Annotated in this window: 19 protein-coding genes and 1 pseudogene; 10 read left to right on the forward strand and 10 right to left on the reverse strand. The window is 66.8% G+C overall.

All coding sequences use genetic code 11. The features are described from left to right. Nucleotides 1-2: 2 nt before the first annotated feature. From J1C47_RS14385 to J1C47_RS14410, 6 genes and pseudogenes are all read right to left on the reverse strand, one after another. The gene (locus tag J1C47_RS14385; RefSeq protein ID WP_207351462.1) at nt 3-1,172 is read right to left on the reverse strand and encodes a M24 family metallopeptidase; all 1,170 of its coding nucleotides are present in this window, start codon (nt 1,170-1,172) and stop codon (nt 3-5) included. A 3-nt stretch (nt 1,173-1,175) separates the two neighbouring features. After that, complete coding sequence (locus J1C47_RS14390) at nt 1,176-2,273, reverse strand: mandelate racemase/muconate lactonizing enzyme family protein (protein WP_207351463.1); 1,098 nt, start codon at nt 2,271-2,273, stop codon at nt 1,176-1,178. 11 nt (nt 2,274-2,284) lie between these two features. After that, nucleotides 2,285-3,439, reverse strand: coding sequence for a M20 family metallopeptidase (locus J1C47_RS14395; RefSeq protein WP_207351464.1), 1,155 nt, complete (start codon nt 3,437-3,439; stop codon nt 2,285-2,287). Nucleotides 3,440-3,500: 61 nt separating this feature from the next. Next, nucleotides 3,501-4,291 (reverse strand): annotated as a pseudogene (locus tag J1C47_RS14400) (amino acid ABC transporter ATP-binding protein). 9 nt (nt 4,292-4,300) lie between these two features. Continuing rightward, nucleotides 4,301-5,014 carry an amino acid ABC transporter permease gene (locus J1C47_RS14405; protein ID WP_207351465.1) on the reverse strand — a complete coding sequence of 238 codons (714 nt, stop codon included), beginning with the start codon at nt 5,012-5,014 and terminating at the stop codon, nt 4,301-4,303. Between the two features lie 245 nt (nt 5,015-5,259). Beyond that, entirely contained in the window at nt 5,260-6,201 is a 942-nt protein-coding gene (locus J1C47_RS14410; RefSeq protein WP_342591990.1) for an ABC transporter substrate-binding protein, read from the reverse strand. A 145-nt stretch (nt 6,202-6,346) separates the two neighbouring features. On the opposite strand from J1C47_RS14410, the gene J1C47_RS14415 reads away from it, so the two are divergent. Beyond that, nucleotides 6,347-7,327 carry a GntR family transcriptional regulator gene (locus tag J1C47_RS14415; RefSeq protein WP_207351466.1) on the forward strand — a complete coding sequence of 327 codons (981 nt, stop codon included), beginning with the start codon at nt 6,347-6,349 and terminating at the stop codon, nt 7,325-7,327. A 243-nt stretch (nt 7,328-7,570) separates the two neighbouring features. On the opposite strand, the gene J1C47_RS14420 is transcribed toward J1C47_RS14415, so the two are convergent. Both J1C47_RS14420 and J1C47_RS14425 read right to left on the reverse strand, forming a co-directional pair. Then, the gene (locus J1C47_RS14420; protein WP_207351467.1) at nt 7,571-7,936 is read right to left on the reverse strand and encodes a hypothetical protein; all 366 of its coding nucleotides are present in this window, start codon (nt 7,934-7,936) and stop codon (nt 7,571-7,573) included. Between the two features lie 74 nt (nt 7,937-8,010). Then, complete coding sequence (locus J1C47_RS14425) at nt 8,011-9,021, reverse strand: LacI family DNA-binding transcriptional regulator (RefSeq protein ID WP_207351468.1); 1,011 nt, start codon at nt 9,019-9,021, stop codon at nt 8,011-8,013. Between the two features lie 141 nt (nt 9,022-9,162). Between J1C47_RS14425 and J1C47_RS14430 the strand changes: the two genes are divergently transcribed. Genes J1C47_RS14430 through J1C47_RS14445 form a run of 4 tightly spaced genes read left to right on the forward strand, consistent with a single transcriptional unit; the run spans nt 9,163 to nt 14,397 of the window. Next, on the forward strand, nt 9,163-10,191 hold the full coding sequence (locus J1C47_RS14430) for an ABC transporter substrate-binding protein (RefSeq protein ID WP_207351469.1): 1,029 nt from the start codon (nt 9,163-9,165) through the stop codon (nt 10,189-10,191). Nucleotides 10,192-10,250: 59 nt separating this feature from the next. After that, nucleotides 10,251-12,482: an ABC transporter permease gene (locus J1C47_RS14435; RefSeq protein WP_207351470.1), complete on the forward strand. Its 2,232-nt coding sequence runs from the start codon at nt 10,251-10,253 to the stop codon at nt 12,480-12,482. Further along, nucleotides 12,479-13,588, forward strand: coding sequence for an ABC transporter ATP-binding protein (locus tag J1C47_RS14440; protein WP_207351471.1), 1,110 nt, complete (start codon nt 12,479-12,481; stop codon nt 13,586-13,588). The genes J1C47_RS14435 and J1C47_RS14440 overlap by 4 nt, the downstream gene beginning before the upstream one ends. Next, nucleotides 13,585-14,397, forward strand: coding sequence for an inositol monophosphatase family protein (locus J1C47_RS14445; protein WP_207351472.1), 813 nt, complete (start codon nt 13,585-13,587; stop codon nt 14,395-14,397). Before J1C47_RS14440 ends, J1C47_RS14445 begins: the two co-directional genes overlap by 4 nt. Before the next feature lie 344 nt (nt 14,398-14,741). Here the strand turns inward: J1C47_RS14445 and J1C47_RS14450 are convergent, their stop codons facing one another. Continuing rightward, nucleotides 14,742-16,124, reverse strand: coding sequence for a sulfatase-like hydrolase/transferase (locus tag J1C47_RS14450; protein WP_207351473.1), 1,383 nt, complete (start codon nt 16,122-16,124; stop codon nt 14,742-14,744). A gap of 60 nt (nt 16,125-16,184) precedes the next feature. After that, nucleotides 16,185-17,111, reverse strand: coding sequence for a LysR family transcriptional regulator (locus J1C47_RS14455; protein ID WP_207351474.1), 927 nt, complete (start codon nt 17,109-17,111; stop codon nt 16,185-16,187). Nucleotides 17,112-17,268: 157 nt separating this feature from the next. Between J1C47_RS14455 and J1C47_RS14460 the strand changes: the two genes are divergently transcribed. From J1C47_RS14460 to J1C47_RS14480, 5 genes are read left to right on the forward strand one after another with little or no spacing between them, the layout of a single operon-like run. Then, a complete protein-coding gene (locus J1C47_RS14460; protein ID WP_207351475.1) occupies nt 17,269-18,606 on the forward strand; it encodes an extracellular solute-binding protein in 1,338 nt (445 codons plus the stop codon). Beyond that, nucleotides 18,603-19,565, forward strand: coding sequence for a carbohydrate ABC transporter permease (locus J1C47_RS14465; RefSeq protein ID WP_207351476.1), 963 nt, complete (start codon nt 18,603-18,605; stop codon nt 19,563-19,565). The genes J1C47_RS14460 and J1C47_RS14465 overlap by 4 nt, the downstream gene beginning before the upstream one ends. Further along, the gene (locus tag J1C47_RS14470; RefSeq protein WP_207351477.1) at nt 19,562-20,392 is read left to right on the forward strand and encodes a carbohydrate ABC transporter permease; all 831 of its coding nucleotides are present in this window, start codon (nt 19,562-19,564) and stop codon (nt 20,390-20,392) included. The genes J1C47_RS14465 and J1C47_RS14470 overlap by 4 nt, the downstream gene beginning before the upstream one ends. Before the next feature lie 11 nt (nt 20,393-20,403). After that, nucleotides 20,404-21,453: an ABC transporter ATP-binding protein gene (locus tag J1C47_RS14475; protein WP_207351478.1), complete on the forward strand. Its 1,050-nt coding sequence runs from the start codon at nt 20,404-20,406 to the stop codon at nt 21,451-21,453. Between the two features lie 25 nt (nt 21,454-21,478). After that, nucleotides 21,479-22,990, forward strand: a complete 1,512-nt coding sequence (locus J1C47_RS14480; RefSeq protein WP_207351479.1) for a sulfatase — start codon at nt 21,479-21,481, stop codon at nt 22,988-22,990. Nucleotides 22,991-23,128: the final 138 nt, after the last annotated feature.

The following is a 23,128-nucleotide window of genomic DNA, read 5'->3' on the forward strand; positions in this document are numbered from 1 at the left end:
GGTCAATCGACGACCCTCAACGCCCTGTCGATGGTGCCGAGAGCCCGGCAGCCGGTGTCGGTGACGACGATCGTCTCGCTGACGCCCACGGTGAACCGGCCGTAGACGCGCAGGGCCGGCGGCAGGTGGAAGGACATGCCCGGCTGGAGCTCGTTTAGGACGCCCTTGTTGAGGCCGAGGATCGCTCCCTCGCCCCAGTCGGGAGCGAACGAGATGCCGACCGAATAGCCGAGCCGTTTGCGGAAGGCGTCGGTGTAACCCGCTCTGTCGATCACCGCCTGGGCGGCGAGATGAGGAGCCTCGCAGGTCACGCCCGGCCTGATCGTGTCCAGCGCCACGGCCAGGGCCTCCTGGCAGACCTTCATCATCTCGACGGCCTCGGCCGGCGGGGTGCCGATCCAGGCCGAGCGCATCAGCGCTGCGTGATAGCGGTCGTGGCAGGCCGCCATTTCGAGAAAGGCCGGATCGCCGGCCTCAAGACGCCGCCGCTTCCAGGTGCCATGCGGCACGCCCGACCGGGGGCCGGAGGAGACCAGCGGCTCCATGCCCATATATTCCGAGCCGGCAGCGATCGCCGTGCCCATCATGGCGGCGACGAGATCGTTCTCGCTCGCCCCCGCCCTGAGGGCCTGAAGGCCCGCGGCCATGCCGGCATCGACGTAGGAAGCCGCACGCTCCAGCTTTTCGATTTCGGCCGGCGACTTGATCGCTCGCAGCTTCTCCACGATGCCGGCCGCGTCTCCGATCGCACCCAGCGCCGACTGCAGCGCCTCGTAGACGGCGATGGGCAGGAACCAGCCCCGCTTGTCGATGGCGATGCGCCTGCCGTTCCATCCCTTGTCGGCGATGACTTTCGTGAGAAAGGCGATCGGGTCCTCGTGGTCCTGATAGACGGCGGCGCCGGTGATGAAGGTGTTGGCGATGAAGTTGAAGACCTCGAGCTGCCGCACCACGAAGACCGGATCGCCGTCGACCGGCAGCACCAGGGCCTGGAAGGTATAGTAGCCGGGCGTCTGCTGACCGGTGAGATAGAAGATGTTCTCGGGGCCGGTGACAATCATGACGTCGAGGCCGGCGGCTGCGAGGCCCTCGCGCGCCCTGGCGACGCGGGCGTCGTACTCGGTTTTCGCAAAGGCCGATTCCGCGCCTTGCACGACGTTCGTGTTTTCCATGTCTCAGTTCTCCCAAAGGGTGCGGGTGCGCTCGGCCCTGAAGGCGAGGCCGAGCCCCGGCCGGGCCGGGGCGGCGACCATGCCGCGTGCGTAGGAAAGACCTTCGGCGGGATCGGCGAGGATCCCGTCGGCGCCGTAGAGCTCGGCGAAGCGGGGCTTGAGCGCCGCGCTCGCGTGGAGCACGGCGGCGGTGGCCAGTCCGCCCTCGTTCATCTGTCCGATCATGATCGGGACGCCCTGCGCCTCGAGGGCACGGGCGGCGCGCATGGTCGCGGCGATGCCGCCGAGCTTGACGAGCTTCAGATGCGCCATCAGCCGGTGGCCTGCCGTCGCCAGCGCCATTGCCGCCGCCTCGCTGCCGATGCTCTCGTCGAGCATGATCGGCACCGGGCTCGCTTCGGCGAGCCGCGCGAGCTCGGCGAGCGGAGCGGGTGCCGCCGGCTGCTCGACATAGGCAAGGTCGAACGGCGCCAGCCTCTCCAGATGACGGAGCGCCGCATCGACGTTCCATGCGCCGTTGGCGTCGGCGGCGATCTTGATGTCCGACGCAAAGCGTTGCCGCAAAAGGGCGATCCGGCGAAGATCGTCCGCCAACTCGCCGGCGCCGATGCGCACTTTCAGATCCGTGAAGCCACGCGAGACATAGGCCTCGGCCTGGGCGAGAAAGGTCCGATCGTCGCTGACGAAGAGGGTCTGGTTGGTCGGATAGGCCACTGCCTCGCCGGGAGCGAGGCCGAGGAGGCCGGCGAGCGGCAGGCCTCGCTGCCTGGCCGCCCGGTCATGGAGCGCCATGTCGACGAGCATTCGCACCGGCGACGTCGCTTCGGCCAGCGCCGGCGGCGGCTCGGCGAGGAGTGACAGGGGATCGGGCGAAAGGTCCAGTCCCGCCAGCACCGCTTGCGTTTCGGCGAGCACGGCATCGGGCGACAGGCCGTTCAGATAGGCGATGTTGATGCGGACCTCGCCGACCGCCTCGATCCCGTCTCCGTCGCGCAGACGCAGATAGAGCGTGTCGAGGCCCGAGACGGGCCCGGACGATGCGGTGTGGAGCGTCAGCCCGCCGCCGTAGGTCAGCATGGCCCGGTGCAGTGACAGATGCATGCCGACCGCCCTCAAGCCCGCAGCATGGCGGCGGCGACGTCGCGATAGATCAGGCTGGAGGTCACCAGTTCGTCGCGCGGCACGAACTCGTCGGCCTTGTGCGCGACCGCGAGCGACCCGGGGCCGATCACCACGCCTTCGGCGCCCGTCGCGCGGAAATGCACGAGATCGCAGCCGCCCTGGAAGCCGAAGGGGCCCGGCTCCGCCACCCCGTGGCGGCGGGCGACCGCAAGGCTCGTGCGGACGATCGGGCGGTCGGCATCGGTCTCGGTGGCGCTGCCGGTGGTCGGCTTGTATCCGACGATCTCGGCGCGCAGACCGAAAAGCCGGTGGGCGCGATCGATGAGAGCGGCGATCTCGGCCTTGACCGCTTCCTCGCTTTCGCCGGGGACCATCCGGCGGTCGAAAAGGATATCGCAGGCGCCGGGCAGAACGTTGTCCGCATGGCCGCCGGAAATGCGCGTCACGGTCAGGCTCGCCTCGCCCACCAGCGGATGGACATGGGTCCTGACCCGCAATTCGTGCTCTTCGAAGACCATCGAGAGGAGCTCGCCGGCCCGAAGGATGGCGTTTTCGCCCAGATGCGGCGTGCCGGAATGGGCGGGAATGCCGTGGACGCGCACCAGCGGCCGCAGGCTGCCCTTATGGGCGCTGTAGATGGTGTTGGAGGTCGGCTCGCCGACCACGGCGAAATCGATCTTGGGGCGCTTTGCCGCGTAGTGCTTGGCGCCCTCGCTGGCGATCTCCTCGTCGGCGACGAAGATGGCCAGAAGCGTGCCCGACCAGCCGTCGCGGTCGGCCGCCAGCATGCGGACGGCTTCCAGCATGGCGGCGAGCGGTCCCTTGCAGTCGCAGGCGCCGCGGCCGAACAGCTTGCCGTCGCGCTCGCTCAAGACAAACGGGTCGCTCGACCAGCCCTCGCCGGCGGGCACGGTGTCCATGTGGGTGTTGAAGGCGAAGACCGGGCCCGGGCCGTTCTCCAGGCGCGCCTCGACATTGACGCGGCCGGGCTTGAAGACGTCGAGGGTGACGGAAAGGCCCATGTCTTCGAGCCGTTTCGCGACGAAACTGGCTGCCTCCGCCTCGTTTCCGGGCGGGTTTTCGCTGCGGATGGCGACGAGATCGGCAAGGTCGCGCACCAGGCGATGGGCATCGGGTATGGTCATGGAGGCGTTTCGTTTCGGTGAGCCGGCAGGGAGCGGCGATCGCCGCCCCGTGTCGAATGGATCAGTGCAGGATCTGGTCGAGGAAGCGGCGGGCGCGCTCGTTGACGGTGCCGCCGAAGAAGTCCGCGCCCTTGGCGGTCTCGACGATCTCGCCGGCTTCCATGAAGACGATACGGTCGGCGGCGCGGCGGGCGAACCCCATTTCATGGGTGACGACGACACTGGTCATCCCCTCTGCCGACAGCTCGGCCATGACGTCCAGCACCTCGCGGATCATCTCCGGGTCGAGGGCGGAAGTCGGCTCGTCGTAGAGCATCAGGGTCGGCTTCATCGCCAGCGCCCTTGCGATCGCCACACGCTGCTGCTGGCCGCCGGAAAGCTCGTCCGGATAGGCGTCGGCCTTGTCCGGGATGTGCACCTTGTGCAGCAGGTCGAGGGCGACGTCGTGGGCACCCGGCGCGACATTCCCAGGACCTTGACCGGGGCGAGCATGATGTTCTCGGCCGCGGTCAGATGCTGGAACAGCTCGAAATTCTGGAAGACCATGCCGATTTCGCGGCGGATGCGGTCGGCATTCCTGAGCTCGCGGGTGATATCGCGTCCGCGGAAAAACACGTTGCCGGCGTCGGCCGGCTCCAGAAGATTGATGCAGCGAAGCAGCGTCGACTTTCCCGAACCGGAAGGGCCGATCAGCACCACCGTCTCCTTGGAGCGGACGTCGAGCGAGCAGCGCTTGAGAATGCGGTTGTGGCCGAAGCTCTTGTCGATGCCGATGATCTCCAGGAGCGGCCGGTCTCCGGCCGAAGCCGTCTGGGCCGGGTTGCGATCGTGGGCGGGAGCGGAAAGGTCCATTGGCATGCCTCAGCGTGCCTCGGCGGCGGGAGCGAGACGCTCGACGGCAGTGGTCCTGCGTCGGCGCCGGTGCTTCGGGTCGAGGGAGCGTTCCAGCCAGTTCTGCGCGCCCATGAAGATGGTGGTCAGGATCAGGTAGTAGATGCCGGCCGCCGTCAGCGCCTCGAAATAGCGAAAGTTGGCGCTGGCCGTCTGGTTGGCGACCAGCAGGAGTTCTTCGACGGCGACGACGGAGACGAGCGCGCTCGTCTTCAGCATGCCGATCATCTGGTTGCCCACCGGCGGCAGAATGATGCGCAGCGCCTGGGGCAGCACGATATGGCGCATCACGCCCGCCCGGGTGAGGCCGAGCGCCAGGCCGGCCGTGCGCTGGCCCTTCTTCACCGCGCCGAGGCCGGAACGCAGGATCTCGGCCATGTAGGCCCCCTCGTTGAGCGAGAGAGCGACCACCGCCGAGGTGAAGGCCGACAGCCGGATGCCGAAGCCCGGCAGGACGTTGTAGATGAAGATGATCTGGAACAGCACGGGCGTGCCGCGGAAGAGCCACAGATAGACGAGGGCGAGAATCCTCGAGATCCTGAGATTCGCCTCCTGCAGCAGCGCGATCACGAGGCCGGCCAGGATGCCGAAGAACAGCGATGTCACCGTGATGAGCAGCGTCATCATCGCGGCACGGAAGAAGACCGGCGACAACAGATAGTCGATCACGAGTTGGAGAGACATCGCCGGTCTTCTTCATCGTTGGAATGGCAGCGCCGGCCGGGTCGTGTCCGCGCCGGCGCCAGCGCGTGTCGCTCGTGGTCCGAACTCCGACATTTGATGGAGCGCCCCGCCAGACGGGGCCTCAAATGTCGAATTCGGTCCAGCGGAGCATGATCCCGCAAACCTGAACCGGTTTCCTAAAGAAGATCATGCGCATACGAGAATGGAGAGTGCAGGATGACGAGCAAAGCTCGTCTCACCGCGCCCTATTTGAAGATCGACACCGAAGCGGGCAGCTTCCACTTCTCCACCAGCTTGGCGTAGGTGCCGTCGGCGACGACTTCCTTGATCGCCGCGGCGAGCGACTGCTGGAGTTCCTTGTCGCCCTTTCGCGTGGCGATGCCGATCTGCGTGTTGGCCTCGAATTCGTCGCCGACGCTTTCGAACTGATCCGGAAGCTCGGACAGAAGCTTCGCCACGCCCGGAGTGGAATCGAAGATCGCGTCGGCGCGGCCCTGGCGCAGCGTCAGCGTGGAATCCTGCGCCGTGGGCAGGGTCAGCACGTCGACGCCCTCCTTGCCGGCCTGCTTGCAGCGCGCGTCGTCGGCACGGGCCTGGCTTTCCTGGATGCCCCCGAGCGTCACGGCGATCGTCTTGCCGCACAGGCTGTCGTCGCGCCCGGTGATGTTTTCCGGATTTCCCGCGCGCACCACCACCCGGTTGCCGATCTTCATATACGGAACGAAATCCACCTGCTCGGAACGCTTCTCGTTGATGTACATGGCCGAGTTGATGACGTCGAGGCGCCCGCCCTGCAGCGCCGGAATGAGGCCCTTGAACTCCATGTTCATGGGGGCGAGCTTGGCATCGAGCTTCTTTGCGAGGGCGTCGATGAAGTCGATGTCGAAGCCTGTCAGCGCGCCGTCCTTCTGGAACTCGAAGGGCGCGAAGGTCGCCGCGACGCCATAGGTCAGGGTGCCGTCGGTCACGAGGCCGGTCTTCGGCAGTTCGGCCGCTGAAGCTGCCTGTCCGAGTGACAGGGGCAGGAGGAAAGCGAAAGCCAGTCTTTTCAGCATGCCAATCTCCTCAGGAGAGAAATTGCTCTTGATGACAAAATCAATACAATACCGCCGGCGTCCCTGTGTCAATCGCGGGCAGGCATTTTCAATGCATAAATTGTGTGCATCCGCTGCAAACTGCCTGCTCACAAGGCTTGCAGACGTCCTGATTGACCGCTTGAAGAGAGTGTGAGAGGCAGGTTCGGCACCGGTGGGCGCCTCGGCCGGCCCCGAACGGGCGGTTCGGTTTTGTATCGAATGGTTCGTCCATACCAAGCGGGTGAGCGGAGGAGTGATGATCGAGACCCCGATCCAGCGCCGGCATCGTCTCGCCAACCAGATTCTCGACGTCATCCGCGATGCGCGGTTCGAACCGGGCCATCATCTGCGCGAACAGGCGCTGAGCGATCTCCTGGAGGTCTCGCGCACGCCCGTGCGCGCCGCGTTGCAGCTGCTCGCCGAGCGCGGCATCCTCGAAGCGAAGCGCAATCAGGGCTTCTTCCTCAAGGCGCATCCGAACGACATCAGCCGGCTCGACGTCGAGATCCCTGCCACCAGCGACCAGGATCTCTATTCCCAGATCGTGCGCGACCGGCTGGCGGAACGGCTCCCGGCTTCGTTTCTCCAGAGCGACGTGGCGAGACGTTACGACGTCGACCGAGCCACGTTCCAGCGCACGCTGGCGCGCCTCGTCGACGACGGGCTGCTGCAGAAGAACGCGGGTCGCGGCTGGAGCTTCATGCCGACGCTCAATACCGACCTCGGATTGCGCTCGAGCTACGAATTTCGCCGCATCGTCGAGCCGTCCTCGTTCGGGCTGACGACCTTTCGTGTCGACGCCAGCGCGGCGGAGCGCGCCCGCCTGCAGCATCTTTATCTGATCTCCCATCCAGACCTCGGCGAAGTGGATCGTCGGCAGCTTTTCGAAACCGACGCGCAGTTTCACGAGATGCTGGCGGAGTTTTCGGGCAATCCCTTCTGCCTGCAGGCGATCCAGCAGCAGAACCGGATGCGGCGGCTGCTCGAATTCGGAAGCTACAGCAATCGCCGGCGCGTCAAGGACTGGTGCCGCGAACATCTGGCGATCCTGGATGCGGTGACGAAAGGCGAGACGAGGCGGGCAGCCGAACTCATGGTGCTGCATCTCGACAATGCGTTCGGCGTCGCCCCTTCCCTCGCCGCGGCCAAGGCCAGGGGCTCGCGCGAGGGTTCGGCAGACAGCGGAGGCAGCCCGCCGGACGCCGCGAATGCCCTCCCGCATCCGCACGCTTCGTGATTTATCGGCCGTGAAGGGATCGGCAGGCGTGATCGCGCGGAAGCGGCACACGAGCCCTTACGCGAACGGTCTCGTCACCGCGGCTCGGTCATACGAGATCCGCTCGATCAGAGCGGGGCTCGGATCAAGCCCGCGCGGCGAATGAGCGTCGTTGTTTCCGGCATCACGAAGTGATCTGCCGGAAACCGTATCAGAGCTGCCGCTATCGCCGTCTTCCGACCGGTCGTTCTTCGCTGCTGCGTTCTAGAATTTCCGCAAGATCCTGAATTTTGCCGAATATCCGTCCCAGCCGTTGCTCTGCCCCTCGCGCTTGTTCCAGGGCCAGCGCGTCCCCGAGTAGTTCGACAACTCGAACGAGACGTCCTTCGTCGGTTTGTAGAGCAGAGAATAGGTGAAATCCGGATCCCACGGCTGCTGCTGCGCGCCGTCGGGAAAGAAGTTCAGCGTCGCCCGCAGGCTCAGCCTGTCGGTCGGCTTGATGCCGCAATTGAGGCCGCCATGGGCCTTGTGCCAGTCGTAGCCGCCGACATTCATGTTGTAGAAGCGTGGCGTGTAGGCGGCGAAGACGTTGCAGTCGAGAATGCCGAGCTTGGGATCGTCGCTCGACACGAGCCGCGGCTTGTAGGGCAGATTTGTCGACGAAATCTCAGCGGAATTGACCGGCGCGCTGCGACCTTGACGGATCAGCGGCGCACGGTGCCGCGCCAGACCATCGGCGCGGCGAAAAGGCGCCGCGAGGCGTCTGCGGGAGCATCGTATTCCGTGACGCAGGAAACGACGTGGTCGGCGATCTCCGCGACCGGCTGGGCGAAGGTGGTGAGCGCATAGGACGGCCAGCCGGCATGTTCGATGTCGTCGAAGCCGATGACGCTGAGATCCTCCGGAATCCTCAGCCCGAATTCGTGGCGGGCGGCGTCCATGAACCCGCAGGCGAGGAGATCTGTGACGCAGAACACCGCGTCCGGCGGGTCCGTTCGGGCCAGGAGGTGCCTGGCGCCGGCGGCGCCGGTCGCATGCGCGGTCGGACCGTCGCTCCATGTGGCCACGTCCAGCCCGACGCTGCGGGCGGCGTCGACGAAGCCCTTTTCACGGCCAACGAGGCTCGGGGTCCGGGCGGCGGAGGCGACGACCGCCAGCCGCCGGCAACCGGCCTTCAGGAAGGCGTGCAGTGCCTGGCGTGCAGCCGCGGCGTTGTCGAGCGCAACGTTGCGGATACCCGGCAGGACTTCGTCGCGATTGAGCAGGATCAGTCGCTGGCCGCTGTCGAGGCAGGTCTGAATGATCGCGCGGTCCGGCGAGCCCGACAGTACGACCGTCGCGTCGGCGCGGTAGTGGAGCGTCTGACGGATTGCGTCCTCGATCTTCTCCAGCCTTCCGGTGGCGTTGATCACCATCGCCACCTTGCTGGCTTCCTGCAGCCGCCGGGTCAGCGCGTCGACCATGCTCGACAGATACGGCGTGGCGATGTCCGAGACGACCAGACAGACGATGCCGGTGGTCTGGCTGATCAGGCCGCGGGCCAGATGGTTGACGTGGTAGCCAAGCCTGTCGGCCGCCTCAAGCACCCGCTCGCGCGTGTCGGGCGAGACGCTGGCGCCCGGCGTGAAGGTGCGCGACACGGCCGAGCGCGAGACGCCGGCGAGCCGCGCGACCTCCTGTGCACTGACGAATCCCGGCCCTGACCTCGACTTCATCCTGGGCGATCCTCGTCCGATTCCCGGCTCATGACTGCGGCGGGCCGTCGGCGGCGCCGAATACGGCGTTGACAGCGGCGCCATCATGCGACAGCTTTGCACACGAGTGCAACACATAGACAACAAGCACCGGGAGGAAACATGCGCATCCATCTTCTGGCCGCGACGGCCCTTGTCGCGACCCTGCCGCTCGCCCCGTCCGCAGCTCTCGCCAAGGGCTCGCTCAACATGATCTGCGCCGCCGACGTGAAGTGGTGCGAGCTCATGGAGAACATGTTCGAGAAGAGCCACGACATCGACGTCAACATGGTGCGCATGAGCTCGGGCGAAGCCTATGCCCGCATCCGCGCCGAGGCGCGCAATCCGAAGACCGACATCTGGTGGGCCGGCACCGGCGATCCGCACCTGCAGGCGGCGCAGGACGGGCTGACGATGGAGTACAAGTCGCCGAAGCTCTCCGAGCTGCAGCCCTGGGCGCAGCATCAGGCGGAGGTCTCCGGATACCGCACGGTCGGGGTCTATTCCGGCGCGCTCGGCTGGGGCTACAACACCGACATCCTGCAGAAGAAGGGCGCCGAGCCGCCGAAATGCTGGAAAGACCTGACGTCTGACGCCTATCGCGGCGAAATCCAGATCGCCAATCCGAACTCCTCGGGCACCGCCTACACCGCCCTTGCGACGCTGGTGCAGATCATGGGCGAGGACCAGGCCTTCGACTATCTGAAGCAGCTGAACGAGAACGTCACGCAATACACCAAGTCCGGCTCGGCGCCGGTCAAGGCGGCGGCGCGCGGCGAGACGGGCATCGGCATCGTCTTCATGCACGACGCCGTGGCGATGACGGTGCAGGGTTTCCCGGTCAAGACCGTCGCGCCGTGCGAGGGCACCGGCTACGAGGTCGGCTCGATGTCGATCGTCAAGGGCGCACGCAACCTCGAGAACGCCAAGACCTTCTACGACTGGGCGCTTTCGGCCGACGTGCAGTCGAAGGCCGTGGAGGCGGATTCCTTCCAGATCCCCTCCAACAAGGACGCGACGGTGCCGCCGCAGGCGCCGAAGCTCGATGAGATCAAGCTGATCGACTACGACTTCGCCAAGTACGGCGACTCCGAGACGCGCAAGGCGCTGCTCGAGCGCTGGGACCGCGAGATCGGCTCCATCGCCAAGTGACGCCGCGGGCCGGGCTGCGCCACAGCCCGGCCACGACCTTTCCTGCATGGAGGCTGTCGATGGATTCGCGCGTCCGCCGGCTCGACCTGGCGCTGCTGCTCGCGGCCGCCGCATTTCTGCTCGCGCCTTGGTACCGGATCGAGGGCGGCGTGCTCGCCTTCGGCTGGCTCGCCCGCTATCCCCTCGACGCCGAGATCGGGCCGGCGGTGGTGCAGCCGGTCGTGCGCGGCGCTTGGTGGCTGCTCCCGCTCGGCCTTGCCGTCGCCGCCGTCGCGGCGCTGCGCTTCCGGCGGCCGGGGCCGGGCCGCGGCCTCGCGGTGGCGCTCGTGGGAGCGTTCGGCATTGCCTGGCTGCTCCTCGAAGGGCTGTCGATCGGCTATCGCGGCTGGAACTGGAGCGGCTGGGAGGCAATGTTCGGCCCGCTCGACGACGGGCAGCTGCCGCTCGGCATCGGCGGCATGGGGCTCGCGCTGAGTTTCCTGCTCTTCCTCGCCTTCGGCCTCGCCGAGCGCGGCGTGCTGCGCGGCGACGCCTTCGTCGTCGCCTCGATCACCATCCTCGTCGGCCTGGTCTCGACCTTCGTGCTCTATCCGATCGCGAGCCTCTTCATCGGGGCGTTCCAGACCTTCGACGGCTCGTTCGATCCGACCAGCTTCATCACCAACATCCAAGACCCCTCGATCTGGTCGCTCGCCTGCCTCGATTCGGGATACAGCTGCGGCATCGCCTGGCGGACCGTGTTCCTGGCGATTGCCACGGGGCTTGGAACGACGCTGCTCGGCCTCGCCTTCGCGCTGCTCCTCACCCGCACGCGCTTTCCCTTCAAGCGGCCCCTGCGGCTCCTGACCATCCTGCCGATCATCACGCCGCCCTTCGTCATCGGCCTGGCGCTGATCCTCCTGCTCGGCCGCTCCGGCGTCGTCACCCGCTTCGTCGCGGACTGGACCGGCTACGATGCCGGGCGCTGGCTCTACGGGCTTTCCGGCATCTTCATCGCCCAGATGCTGTCCTTCACCCCGATCGCCTTCATGGTGATGATCGGCGTCGTCGAGGCGATCAGCCCGTCCATGGAGGAGGCGGCGCAGACGATGCGGGCGAACCGCTGGCGCACCTTCTGGACGGTGACCTTCCCGCTGCTCCGGCCGGGCCTCGCCAACGCCTTCCTGATCGGCTTCATCGAGAGCATGGCGGATTTCGGCAATCCGCTGGTGCTCGGCGGCAGCCATGGCGTGCTCTCGACCGAGATATTCTTCGCCGTCGTCGGCGCCCAGAACGATCCGGCGCGGGCGGCGGTGCTGGCATTGATCCTGCTGTGCTTCACCCTGTCGGCCTTCCTCGCCCAGCGGGTCTGGCTGAAGGGCAAGAACTTCACCACCGTCACCGGCAAGGGCGACGGCGGCCGGCACGCCGAACTCGATCCGCGGCTCGCCTCGCTGGTCTATGCCATCGTGCTCCCCTGGATCGCCTTCACCATGGTGATCTACGCGATGATCATGTTCGGCGGCTTCGTGCGGACCTGGGGCCTCGACCACACGCTGACGCTCGATCACTTCGAGAAGGCCTTTTCGGTCGCGCTCTCGCCGGCCGGCATTCGCTGGAGCGGCGTCGCCTGGGACTCCTTCTGGACGACGATGGAGATCGCGCTGATCGCGGCGCCGCTGACTGCCGCGCTGGGGCTCCTGACGGCCTATCTCGTGGTCCGGCAGCGCTTCGCGGGACGGGAGGTGTTCGAGTTCCTGCTGATGCTGAGCTTTGCGATTCCGGGTACGGTGATCGGCATCAGCTACGTGCTGGCGTTCAACTTGCCGCCGATCGAACTCACCGGCACGGCGACGATCCTGGTGATCTGCTTCGTGTTCCGCAACATGCCAGTCGGCGTGCGCGGCGGCATCGCCTCGATGAGCCAGCTCGACCGCAGCCTCGACGAGGCCTCGCTGACGCTCGGGGCGAACAGCTTCACCACGATGCGCCGGATCATCCTGCCGCTGCTCAGGCCGGCGATCGTCACCGCCCTGGTCTACAGCTTCGTGCGCTCGATCACCTCGATCAGCGCGGTGATCTTTCTGGTCAGCGCCCAGTACAACATGGCCACCGCCTACATCGTCGGGCTCACCGAGAACGGCGAATACGGAGTCGCGATCGCCTATGCGGCGGCGCTGATCGTCGTCATGGTCCTCGTCATTTCGGGCTTCCAGCTCGTCGTCGGCGAGCGCACGCTGCGCCGCCGCGCCGTGGCGGCAAAGTCCGTTCCGCTTCCGGCTCCCGCATTTTCCGAGGAGAAGCCCGCATGACCACCCAAGACCTGCGCGGATCGGTGAGTTTCGATGCCGTGCGCAAGGACTTCGGCGCCCATGTCGCGATCCGGAGCCTGTCACTGACGATCCGGCCGGGGACGCTGGTGACGCTGCTCGGTCCGTCCGGCTGCGGCAAGACGACGACGCTGCGGATGCTGGCCGGGCTGGAGCAGCCGACGAGCGGGCGCATCCTCATCGGCGGCCGGGACGTGACCGTCTTGCCGGCGAACGAGCGCGACGTGTCGATGGTCTTCCAGTCCTATGCGCTCTTTCCGCATATGAGCGTCGCCGAGAACGTCGCCTACGGGCTGCGCTCCTCGGGGCTGGGGCGCAAGCCGGCGGCCGAGAAGGCCGAGCACGGGCTCGAGCTGGTTGGTCTCGCCGGCTACGGCGGGCGGCTTCCGAGCGAGCTTTCGGGCGGCCAGCAGCAGCGCGTCGCGGTGGCGCGGGCGCTGGTGCTGGAGCCGCAGGTGCTTCTCCTCGACGAACCCCTGTCCAATCTCGATGCGCGGCTGCGCCGGCGGGTGCGCACCGAGATCCGCGAACTGCAGCAGCGGCTCGGCTTCACGGCGGTCTACGTGACGCACGATCAAGAGGAGGCGCTCGCGGTCTCCGACGAGATCGTCGTGATGCGCGACGGCGAGGTGGCGCAGATCGGCTCACCGCGCGACCTCTACGAAGAGCCGGCCTCCGACTTCATCGCCGACTTCATCGGCGAGGCCAATGTCGTCGCCTGCGAGATCCTCGGCCACGGCGCCGGCCGGGCGCGGATCCGGATCGGCGGCTACGAACACGAGCTGGACGCGCGCCAGGCGCCGGCGGGCGCGGGGCGGCTCGCGATCCGCCCCAATGCGGTCTATCTGCGCGAGGAGGACGGCGGCTTCGGCGGCCGGGTGCTGAGCGCCGCCTATCTCGGAGATCACGTCGAATACGAGATCGAGACGGCGGCGGGCACGCTCTTCGTCACCGACCCCGCCGTCGAGCGGGTGCGGCCGGTCGGCAGCAGCGTCGGTCTCGGCCTCGCCGAGCGCGGCGTCGCGATCATCCCTGCCACTTCTCAAAAGGGGCCGCCGGTCCCGCCCCAGCCAGGACGTCCAGCTTGAACCAGACCGAAGCCGCGCTCGCCGAGCGTTCCGCCCTCGCGCGCGAGATCGCCCGGGAAGCCGGGCTGCAGGCGCTCGCCTTCTTCGCCGACCGCGCGGAGCTCGCCGTCGACACCAAGCGCAACGCCCAGGATGCGGTCACCATGGCCGACCGCCAGGTGGAACTCCTGCTGCGCGAGCGTATCCGGGCAAGGTTTCCGGACGACGGCCTCTTCGGCGAGGAATTCGGGGTCGAGGCGGGACGGTCGGGCTTCGTCTGGGTGATGGATCCGATCGACGGGACCAGCCCCTTCATCTTCGGCCTGGACTCCTGGTGCGTCTCGATCGCGGTGACACAGAACGACCGGCCGGCGATCGGCACGATCTATGTGCCGGTCGCGGACGAGATGTTCGTGGCGGAAAGGGGTGGGGGCGCGAGCCTCAACGGGGCGCCCCTGCGGCTTGGCGACGCAGCGACGGTGCAGAACGGCCTGGTCGGCATCGGCGCCAGCCACCGTGTCGAGCCGGGGCTCGTCGCACGCTTCGTCGAGCGGCTGCTTTCACGCGGAGGAATCTTCATCCGCAACGGCTCGGGCGCCCTGATGCTCGCCTATGTCGCGGCGGGGCGGCTCGCGGCCTACTGGGAGCCGCACATGAATGCCTGGGACTGCCTCGCCGGCCTGCTCATCGTCGAGGAGGCGGGCGGCTGGATCCACGATCCGCGGGAATGGTCGAGCCTCGAGGCGGGCGGTCTGGTTGTCGCCGGTGCGGCCGGGACGCGGTGGGACATGCTGGAGCTTGCAGAATTGACGGAGAGGCTGCCTGCCTGACCGTCCTCGCGGCACGTGCCGGTGCCGAGGGACGGCAAGCCGGCGATCGGCGATCCGCCCTCGCCGGCGCGTGTTCTCGTCCGACCCCGGCCTGGCCAATGCCGACGGCGCTCGCCTTCATGGCGGCCGGCCGCGCGGGCGGGCCGACGCCACGGGACGACGAAGCAGCGAGACCGCTTTACCGGTCGCACGGCCGGACCGGATCATGTCGCAGGCCTTCGGTCGGTGCGCATGATACGAGATCCGCTCGATCAGAGCGGGGCCCGTATCAATCCCGCGCGGCGAATGATATGAGCGTCTTTGATCCTCTCCGGCAGCCGGTTCCCGGCTTCCGGGATCATGCCCTAATCGCCCGGCCGCATGCCCATCGAACTGTCGCGCGCATACTCCTCGCGCAGTTGCCTCGGATGCAGCCGGTACTGCCGCGACGGGCGCTGCGGCGCGGCGACGATTTCCGGACGATGCCCGTCCTCGATTCGCTCGATCCAGTCGAGAAGCCGGGCTTTCAGCTCCGCCACCACCGTCACGAAGGCATCCATGCCGATCAGGTTGACCATCTCGTAGGGATCGGCGTCGAGGTCGTACAGATAGGCCTCGCGATAGCTGTCGGCACGCGGGCAATCGTGATCGTACTCGGCCGTGACGCCGTATTTCCAGCGATGCGTTCGCAGCGCCCGACCCGTCTCGGTCTCGCTGATCTGGAAGAACAGGTCGTCGCGCCAGGGGCTGCGGGCGTCCCGGACCACCGGCATCAGCGAACGGCCCTCCATCGACGGAGGAACCTCGATACCCGCGGCGTCGATCAGCGTCGGCGCGATGTCGGGGGTGGAAAACAGCGCCCTCACCTGCCCGCCGGCCATGAAGCCGGGCCCGGTGATCATCGTCGGGACCCGCACCGCGCTCTCGTGGCAGGACCGCTTGTATTCGACGTTGCGCGTCTTGAAGTGGCAGGCATGGTCGGACGTGAACATCACGATGGTGTCGTTCGCCATTCCGAGCGACCGCACGGCGTCCATCAGCCGGCCGAAGGCCTCGTCCAGGCGCTTGACCATCCCGTAATAGCCGCCGAGTTGCCATGAACTCGTTCCCTCCAGGGCCACGAGGTCGGGCGGCGTCCAGAGATTGGCGTCCATCGCCTGGCGATACCCCTCCGGCGGCGGATAGTCGTCGGTGTGATTTTGATGGTGCGGCTCGAGAAACGAGACGAACAACAGGAACGGGTCGCTCCGGTGCCGGTCGACATAGCGGATCGCCGCATCGGTCAGAGCGTCCACCCGGTAGCCGGGCAGCTTTTTCTCCTGGCCCTCGCCGTCGAAGAGCACGGCGTCATAGGCGTCCGAAATGAATTCGAGATTGTTGGCGGCGAGCCATTCCTGCCAGCCGCCGCGCCGCTCCTTCGGCACCGGCTCGACGCCCGCCAGGTGCCATTTGCCGATATAGGCCGTCGAATAGCCGTTGCGGCCGAAAACCTTTGCGAGAGTCTCGATGTCGTCTGGCAGCGGTATCTCGTTGCGGAACACGCCGGTCTGCGTGGCCCACAGCCCCGTCTGCAACGAGGCGCGCGCAGGCCCGCAGAGGGGCTGGCAGGCGAAGGAGTTGTAGACATGCGTGCCGGCCCGCGCGAGGCGGTCGAAGTTCGGCGTCAGTCCCATGGGATTGCCGTGCGCACCCGTGGTGTCGTGTCGCTGCTGATCGGTGAAGAACACGATCACGTTGGGCTTCTGCATGGTCCGGCTCCTTGGTGGGCGCCGAGACCCTAGACCGACATTGTCATGACCAAAAAATGACTAATTCTGCGACATCGATAACTCGCCGGAATGATGCGTCTCGGTCCTGACGAGCTGGTGCAGGATTTCGATCGAGCGGCGCAGGATCGGATAGCCGCGCGTCGACCGTCGCATCCACGCCCCGGAGGGGAACGTCCAGATCGGTTGTTCGAGCGGCAGGACCACCAGACCTGCCTGTTCGGCCATCGGCCGAAGCGTGGTCGGCGCAGCCGTCAGGAAATTCGTTCCCTTGACCACCATCATGCTGGAGGCGAGCGCGTCGATCTCCATCACGACCTGAGGCTCCGACAGCCGGTGCTGCAGACAGAAGCCCGCAAGCCGCTGCCACATCAGCGCGTCCCGCTTGTAGATGACCCAGCGACCGCCCTCGAGGGCCTGCGGCGGAACGGTGGCCATCCGCGCGAGCGGATTCGTCGAGCAGCACATCGCCCCGGTCATCACCTGCAACAGCCGCTCGGTCACGATCCCCTCCGGAGGCTCATCGAACAGCGCGCCGAGCAGGAGATGGATGTCGCCGGTCACGAGATGCGGCAGCATCGCGCCGGCCACGTCGAAGTCGAGGACGAAACGCGTGTCCGGAAACTCCTGGGCGAGCTGGCGCACGAGCAGCGGCGCGATCCGCATGTGGTAGGCGGCGCCCGACGCGATCCGGAACTCCCTGAGGGCGCCGATCGTGTGGGCGTGGGCCTCTTCGCGGGCCTGGGCCCACTGCGCCTCGATCGCGCGGGCCCGTTCGAGGAACATTTCGCCGAGCGTCGTCAAAGACATGCCCTTGACCGAGCGCTCGAAGAGCGGCGCCCCGATTTCCGCCTCGAGGCGCCGGATCGTCTTGGTCAGGGCCGGCTGCGTCAGTCCGACGGCCTCCGCCGCCGCGGTCAGGTTTCCCGCCCGCACGACAGCCAGAAACGTGCGCAGATTGCGATCCAAGACATTCCTCTGAGTAATAGAGTGGGCCTCATAATATCATTTTTCATCCTGAATGGGACTCTTTAGCGTGCCCCTGTCCGTCGTCACCGACCACGGACGCCAATGCCGGGGGAGTGGCGGCGGCCGGGACGGTGGCACAAGCATCTGGGAGGAGTCATTGACCATACGCAGCTTCAGACAGGCGTTTGCAGCCGGCCTCGCGCTGGCGGCTCTCGTCGGCGCCCCTGCCCTCGCCGAGGAGGCTTTTCTCGACGTCGGCAAGCAGGAGCCGATCACGATCCTGATCAATTCGTCGCCCTGGTATCTGGGCTTCGAGAGCGTCGTCGACCTCTATACCGAGCAGACCGGTAACGAGGTGAAGATCGACGCCACGCCCTATGGCGGGGTGCTGGAAAAGGCGCGCAACGCCGTTCGCACCTCTCAAAGCCCCTACGACATCCTGAATCTCGATTCCGGCTGGACGATCGAATTCTACCAGTCGGACGTGTTGCGCCCGCTCGGCGAGATCGTCGACGGCTATGAGATGCCCAAAGAGGTCTTCACCTGCGGCGGGAGCTATTTCTGGAACGCCGAGAAGCACTTCAGAACCGCCGAGGGCGGCAAGCTGATGGCGGTCCCGCCCAACTGCAACACCCATGTCCTCGTCTATCGCAAGGACCTGATGGAAAAGCCGCCCGCGACCTGGGACGAGGTGCTCTCCAGCTGCCAGAAGGTCCAGGACAAGCCGAAGCTCTACGGCTTTGCGACCCGCGGCGAGCGCGGCAACGGCATCCACTACGACTTCATGCCGTTTCTCCTCAGCTACGGCGGCAGCATCGTCAAGGATCCCGAGGCCGGCGACTACACGGTGACGATCAACAGCCCCGAAGCGCTGCAGGCGCTCGAGCAGTTCATCAAGATCGAGCACGGCTGCGCCCCCGACAACGTCGCCGCCATGGGTCAGGGCGACGTCATCCAGCTGATGTCGGCCGGCAGCGCCGCCATGGTCGAAACGGTGATCGCGGCCTGGCCGAACTACGTCGACCCGACCCGGTCGGCGGTGGTCGACACGGTCGCCGCCGCGCCGATGCCTGAGGGCCCGTCCGGCCGGGGCGTCGCCATCGGCAACTGGCACTTCGCCATCCCGCGCAACATCCCCGACGAGCGCGCCAAGGCCGCGATGGCGTTCATCCAGTGGTTCCTGACCGAGCAGGCGCAGACGGCCTACGCCGAGGGAGGCGGCATCCCGGTGCGCGCGGACGTCCTCGAAAAGCTCTCGTCGCAGCCGAAATTCGCCTGGATGGCGGCCTACAAGACCAATCTCGAGGCCGGCAAGCAGCCGCTCGGCTTCGCCGAGGGTGCGGCGGTGGAGCAGGTCATCGGGCTCCGGCTGAACCAGGCGCTGGTCGGCGAGATGAGCCCGGCCGCCGCGCTGAACACCGCCGCGAAGGAGATCGAGGGGATCTTCAAGCAGAGCGGTCGCAACACCGGCATGCTCGATCCGCTTTCCGAATGAACCTCCCGAGCGAAACGCGGACCGGCCTCCCAGCCGCCGGTCCGGGATCTGCGGCGCGGACCCGTTCCCGTGCGGGTCGGCGCCGCAGACGTGCCGGCGACCGCTGGTTCCGGTGGGCGCTCCTGCTGCCGGCACTCGTCGTCCTGCTGGTCCTGACCGTGTGGCCCGTCGCCAATCTCGTGCGGATGGCGGTCTCCACCATCGAATTCGGCCGCGAGGGTGCAGAGTTCACCTTCACGCCGCTGCGCAATCTCTCGCGCCTCGCCGGCGACGAACTCTTCCTCACCAATCTCTGGACCACGGCATTGTTCGTCGTGGTCTCCGTCGCCATCGAGATGGCCCTCGGGTTCCTCTTGGCGCTGATGGTCGCCGGCGTCCCGCGTGCGAAGGGGCTGGTGCGGACGATGATGATCCTGCCGGTGCTGGTTCCGCCCGTCGCCATCGGCAGCATGTGGAAGCTCATGTACAATTACGACTTCGGAATCCTGAACCAGGCGCTCGGCCTGATCGGGCTCGGGCCGATCGGCTGGCTCTCCGAGCCCTCGCTCGCGCTCTGGTCGGTGGTGCTGGTCGATGTCTGGCACTGGACCCCCTTCGTCTTCCTGATCCTGTTCGCCGGCGTGGAGGGTCTGCCGCGCGAGGTGATCGAGGCCGCGCGCGTCGACGGCGCGACCACCGCGCAGATCGTCCGCAAGATCATCGTGCCCTTGATGGCCCCGGCGATCGCGGTCGCCTTCATCTTCCGCTCGATCCTCGCCTTCAAGGTGTTCGACCAGATCTACCTGCTCACCTCCGGCGGCCCCGGAACCTCGACCGAGGTCGTGAGCCTGCGCCTCTATCACGTGTTCTTCGGCCAGAACGAGCTCGGCTACGGCGCGCTTCTGTCGCTGGTCATCATCGCGGCGATCGTCGCGTTCCTCGTGACGACGCGCGGCCTGGTGGGGAGGTTCGCCCGATGATCCCCCTCAGGGGCCGCGAGCTCTGGATCGGATACGCCTTTCTGGCGGCGGGCGTGCTGTCGATCGTGCTGCCGTTCCTGTGGATCGTGATGACCTCGTTCAAATACGAGATCGCGATCCTGCAGGGGCGGTTCACCTTCGCCCCGACGCTCTTCAACTATCAGGACGTCCTGTTCGGGCGGCGGTCGAACTTCATCGTCAACATCGGCAACAGCCTGTTCGTCGCGGCCTTCAGCACGATCGCCGTCCTGATCGTCGGTTCGCTCGCCGCCTATTCCCTGTCGCGGCTCTCCTGGTCGCGGTGGATCGCGCGCGGGTTCCTCGGCTGGACGATGCTGTTCAACACCATCCCCACCCTGACCGTGGTCGGGCCCTGGTATCTCATGTCCCAGGAGGTCGGCCTCTACGACACGCTGACGGCACTGATCCTGACCCATATCGCGATCAACCTGCCGATGACGGTCTGGCTGATGATGACCTTCTTCGGCGATATCCCGATGGAGCTCGAGGAGGCGGCCCGCGTCGACGGCGCGGGCCGCTGGGAGGCCTTCGTCAAGGTCGTCCTGCCGCTCGCGATCCCCGGGCTGATTGCGGCGGGCATCATCGCCTTCGTCTTTTCCTGGAACGAGTTCACCGTGGCCCTCAACCTGACCAGCCGGGGCACCGCGACCGTGCCGGTCGGCATCGCCAATTTCGCCCAGCAGTACGAGGTGCAGAACGGCCAGATGGCGGCGGCCTCGGTCCTTTCCACGATCCCGGCCATGATCCTGATGATCTTCGGCCAGCGCTTCGTGGTGCAGGGCCTGACCATGGGCGCCGTCAAGTAGGAGATCCGCATATGGCGACCGTCGAGATCGACGCGCTGCAAAAGCATTACGGCCGGTTCCACGCGCTGAAGGACATCGCCTTCACCGTCGAGGACGGCGAGTTCGTGGTGCTCGTCGGCCCGTCCGGCTGCGGCAAGTCCACGCTGCTGCGCACCATCGCGGGGCTCGAGGAGGTCTCCGACGGGGCGATCCGCATCGGCGGGAACGACGTCACCGACCTCGAGCCGCGCGACCGCGACATCGCCATGGTGTTCCAGAGCTATGCGCTCTATCCGCACATGTCGGTGCGCGACAACATGGCCTTCAGCCTCAATCTCAGGAAGACGCCGCAGCAGGACATCGACGCGCGCGTCGCGGAGGCTGCCCGCATCCTCGGGATCGAGCCGCTGCTCGAGCGCAAGCCGCGGGCGCTTTCCGGCGGCCAGCGTCAGCGCGTGGCGATGGGCCGGGCGATCGTCCGCCATCCCCAGGTCTTCCTGTTCGACGAGCCCCTGTCGAATCTCGATGCCAAGCTTCGCGTGCAGATGCGGGCCGAGATCCGCGCCTTGCATCAGCGCCTCGGCGCGACCAGCATCTACGTCACCCACGATCAGGTCGAAGCCATGACCATGGCGGATCGGATCGTCGTTTTGGAAGCCGGCCGGATCGTCCAGGCCGGCAGCCCGCTCGAACTCTACGAGCGGCCGGTGAACCGCTTCGTCGCCGAGTTCATCGGCTCGCCGTCGATCAACCTCGTCCCGGCGACCGTGGACGGGCGGAACCTCCGACTGCCGGCCGGCGCGATCACCCTGCCCGCCAACGTCTCCGGCGGATCGGTGATCGCGGGGGTGCGCCCGGAAGACCTCCGGCCGGCCGCGGACGGCCCGATCGCCGGGACGGTGCGTCTGGTCGAGCATCTCGGCGCCGAGACCTACGTCCTCTTCGGCGACGAGGACCGCGATCTCAGCCTGTGCTGGCGGGTCGGCGGAACGCCCGCCGTCGAAGCCGGCGATCCCATCCGCCTGACGACGGATCCCTCCCGCATCCACCTCTTCCATCCCGAGACAGGGGCCCGGCTCTGAGGAGCGGCCCGCGGAGGCTTTCAGCATGAAGTGCGTTTTCGTCCTGTTCGATTCGCTCAATCGGCACATGCTCGGCGCCTATGGCGGCACCCGCGTGCCGACGCCGAATTTCGACAGGCTGGCGGCGCGAACGCGGGTCTACGATCGCCACTATGTCGGCTCGCTGCCCTGCATGCCCGCCAGGCGCGATCTCCTGACGGGCCGGCTCACCTTCCTGCACCGGTCCTGGGGCCCGCTCGAACCCTTCGACAACGCCTTCCCGGAGATACTGAAGGCCAAGGGGGTCCACTCGCACCTGGTGACCGACCACTATCACTACTGGGAAGACGGCGGCGCGACCTATCACAACCGATACTCGACGTTCGAATTCGTGCGCGGCCAGGAGAGCGACCCCTGGAAGGCGATGGTCCAACCGCCCTGGGAGCGGCTGCGGGAGAAGTATCACGAGCGCCAGATGGCGGTGGACGGGATCAGCAAATACGCCGCTCACGTCATCAACCGCGAATTCATCCGCGAGGAAAAGGACTTTCCCTCGGTCCAGTGCTTCGCCCACGGCCTCGACTTCCTCGACCGCAACCGCGATGCCGACGGCTGGTTCCTGCAGATCGAGACCTTCGACCCGCACGAGCCCTTCTTCGCGCCGGACCGCTTCAAGCAGCCCTTCGCGACCGGCTGGAACGGTCCGATCCGCGACTGGCCGCGCTATGGCCGCGTCGACGAATTGCCCGAAGAGGCCGAGGAGCTGAGGGCGAACTACTACGCCGTGGTCGCCCTGTGCGACGAGCTGCTCGGCCGGTTGCTCGACGAGTTCGACGAGCACGACATGTGGCGGGACACCGCGCTGATCGTCACCACCGACCACGGGTTCCTCCTCGGCGAGCATGACTTCTGGGCGAAGAACCGGATGAACATGTACGAGGAGATCGTCCACATCCCGCTGATGGTCCATGATCCTCGCGACCTGAGGGCGGAGCGGGTTGGCCGTCTCACCCAATCGGTCGATCTCGCGCCGACGGTCCTCGATCTGTTCGGAGCAGAGGTGCCGGCAGAGACGCAAGGCGTGTCGCTCCTCACGGAGCATCAGCGCGAAGCCGTGATCTTCGGCTATTTCGGCGGGGCGGTAAACGTCACCGACGGCCGGACCACCTATCACCGCTTTCCGGCCGACGTGGCGACCCAGGAGATCTGGCAATATACGCTGATGCCGACCCACATCACATCGCGCTTTACGCCCGAGGAGTTGAGGGCTGCGACGCTGGCGCCACCCTTCGACTGGACCAAGGAGGCACCTTTGCTGAAGGTGCCGGTGATCGCCCGCTCGCCGATGTATCACAATTACGGGCCGGGGTGCCTGCTCGAGAGCGACACGCGGCTTTACGACCTGACGACGGATCCCGGCCAGGAACGGCCGCTGAGCGACGCGACCCGTGAATCTTCGATGGTGGAGAAGATGGTCCGGCTGATGCGGGCGACGGATGCCCCTTGCGAGGCATTCGATCGTCTGGGTCTGCGGCAGGAGGCTGGCCGGATCGCCTGAGGCCCGGACGCAAAAAAACGCCCCGCCGGTTGGACCGGAGCGGGGCGTTTTCGTTGGATGTGGAGAAGAATTGGCTTGGGCTTGGCAGACCTGGCAGCGACCGACTTTCCCGCGTCTTGAGACGAAGTATCATAGGCG

Source organism: Jiella sonneratiae (assembly GCF_017353515.1).
Classification (GTDB): domain Bacteria; phylum Pseudomonadota; class Alphaproteobacteria; order Rhizobiales; family Rhizobiaceae; genus Jiella; species Jiella sonneratiae.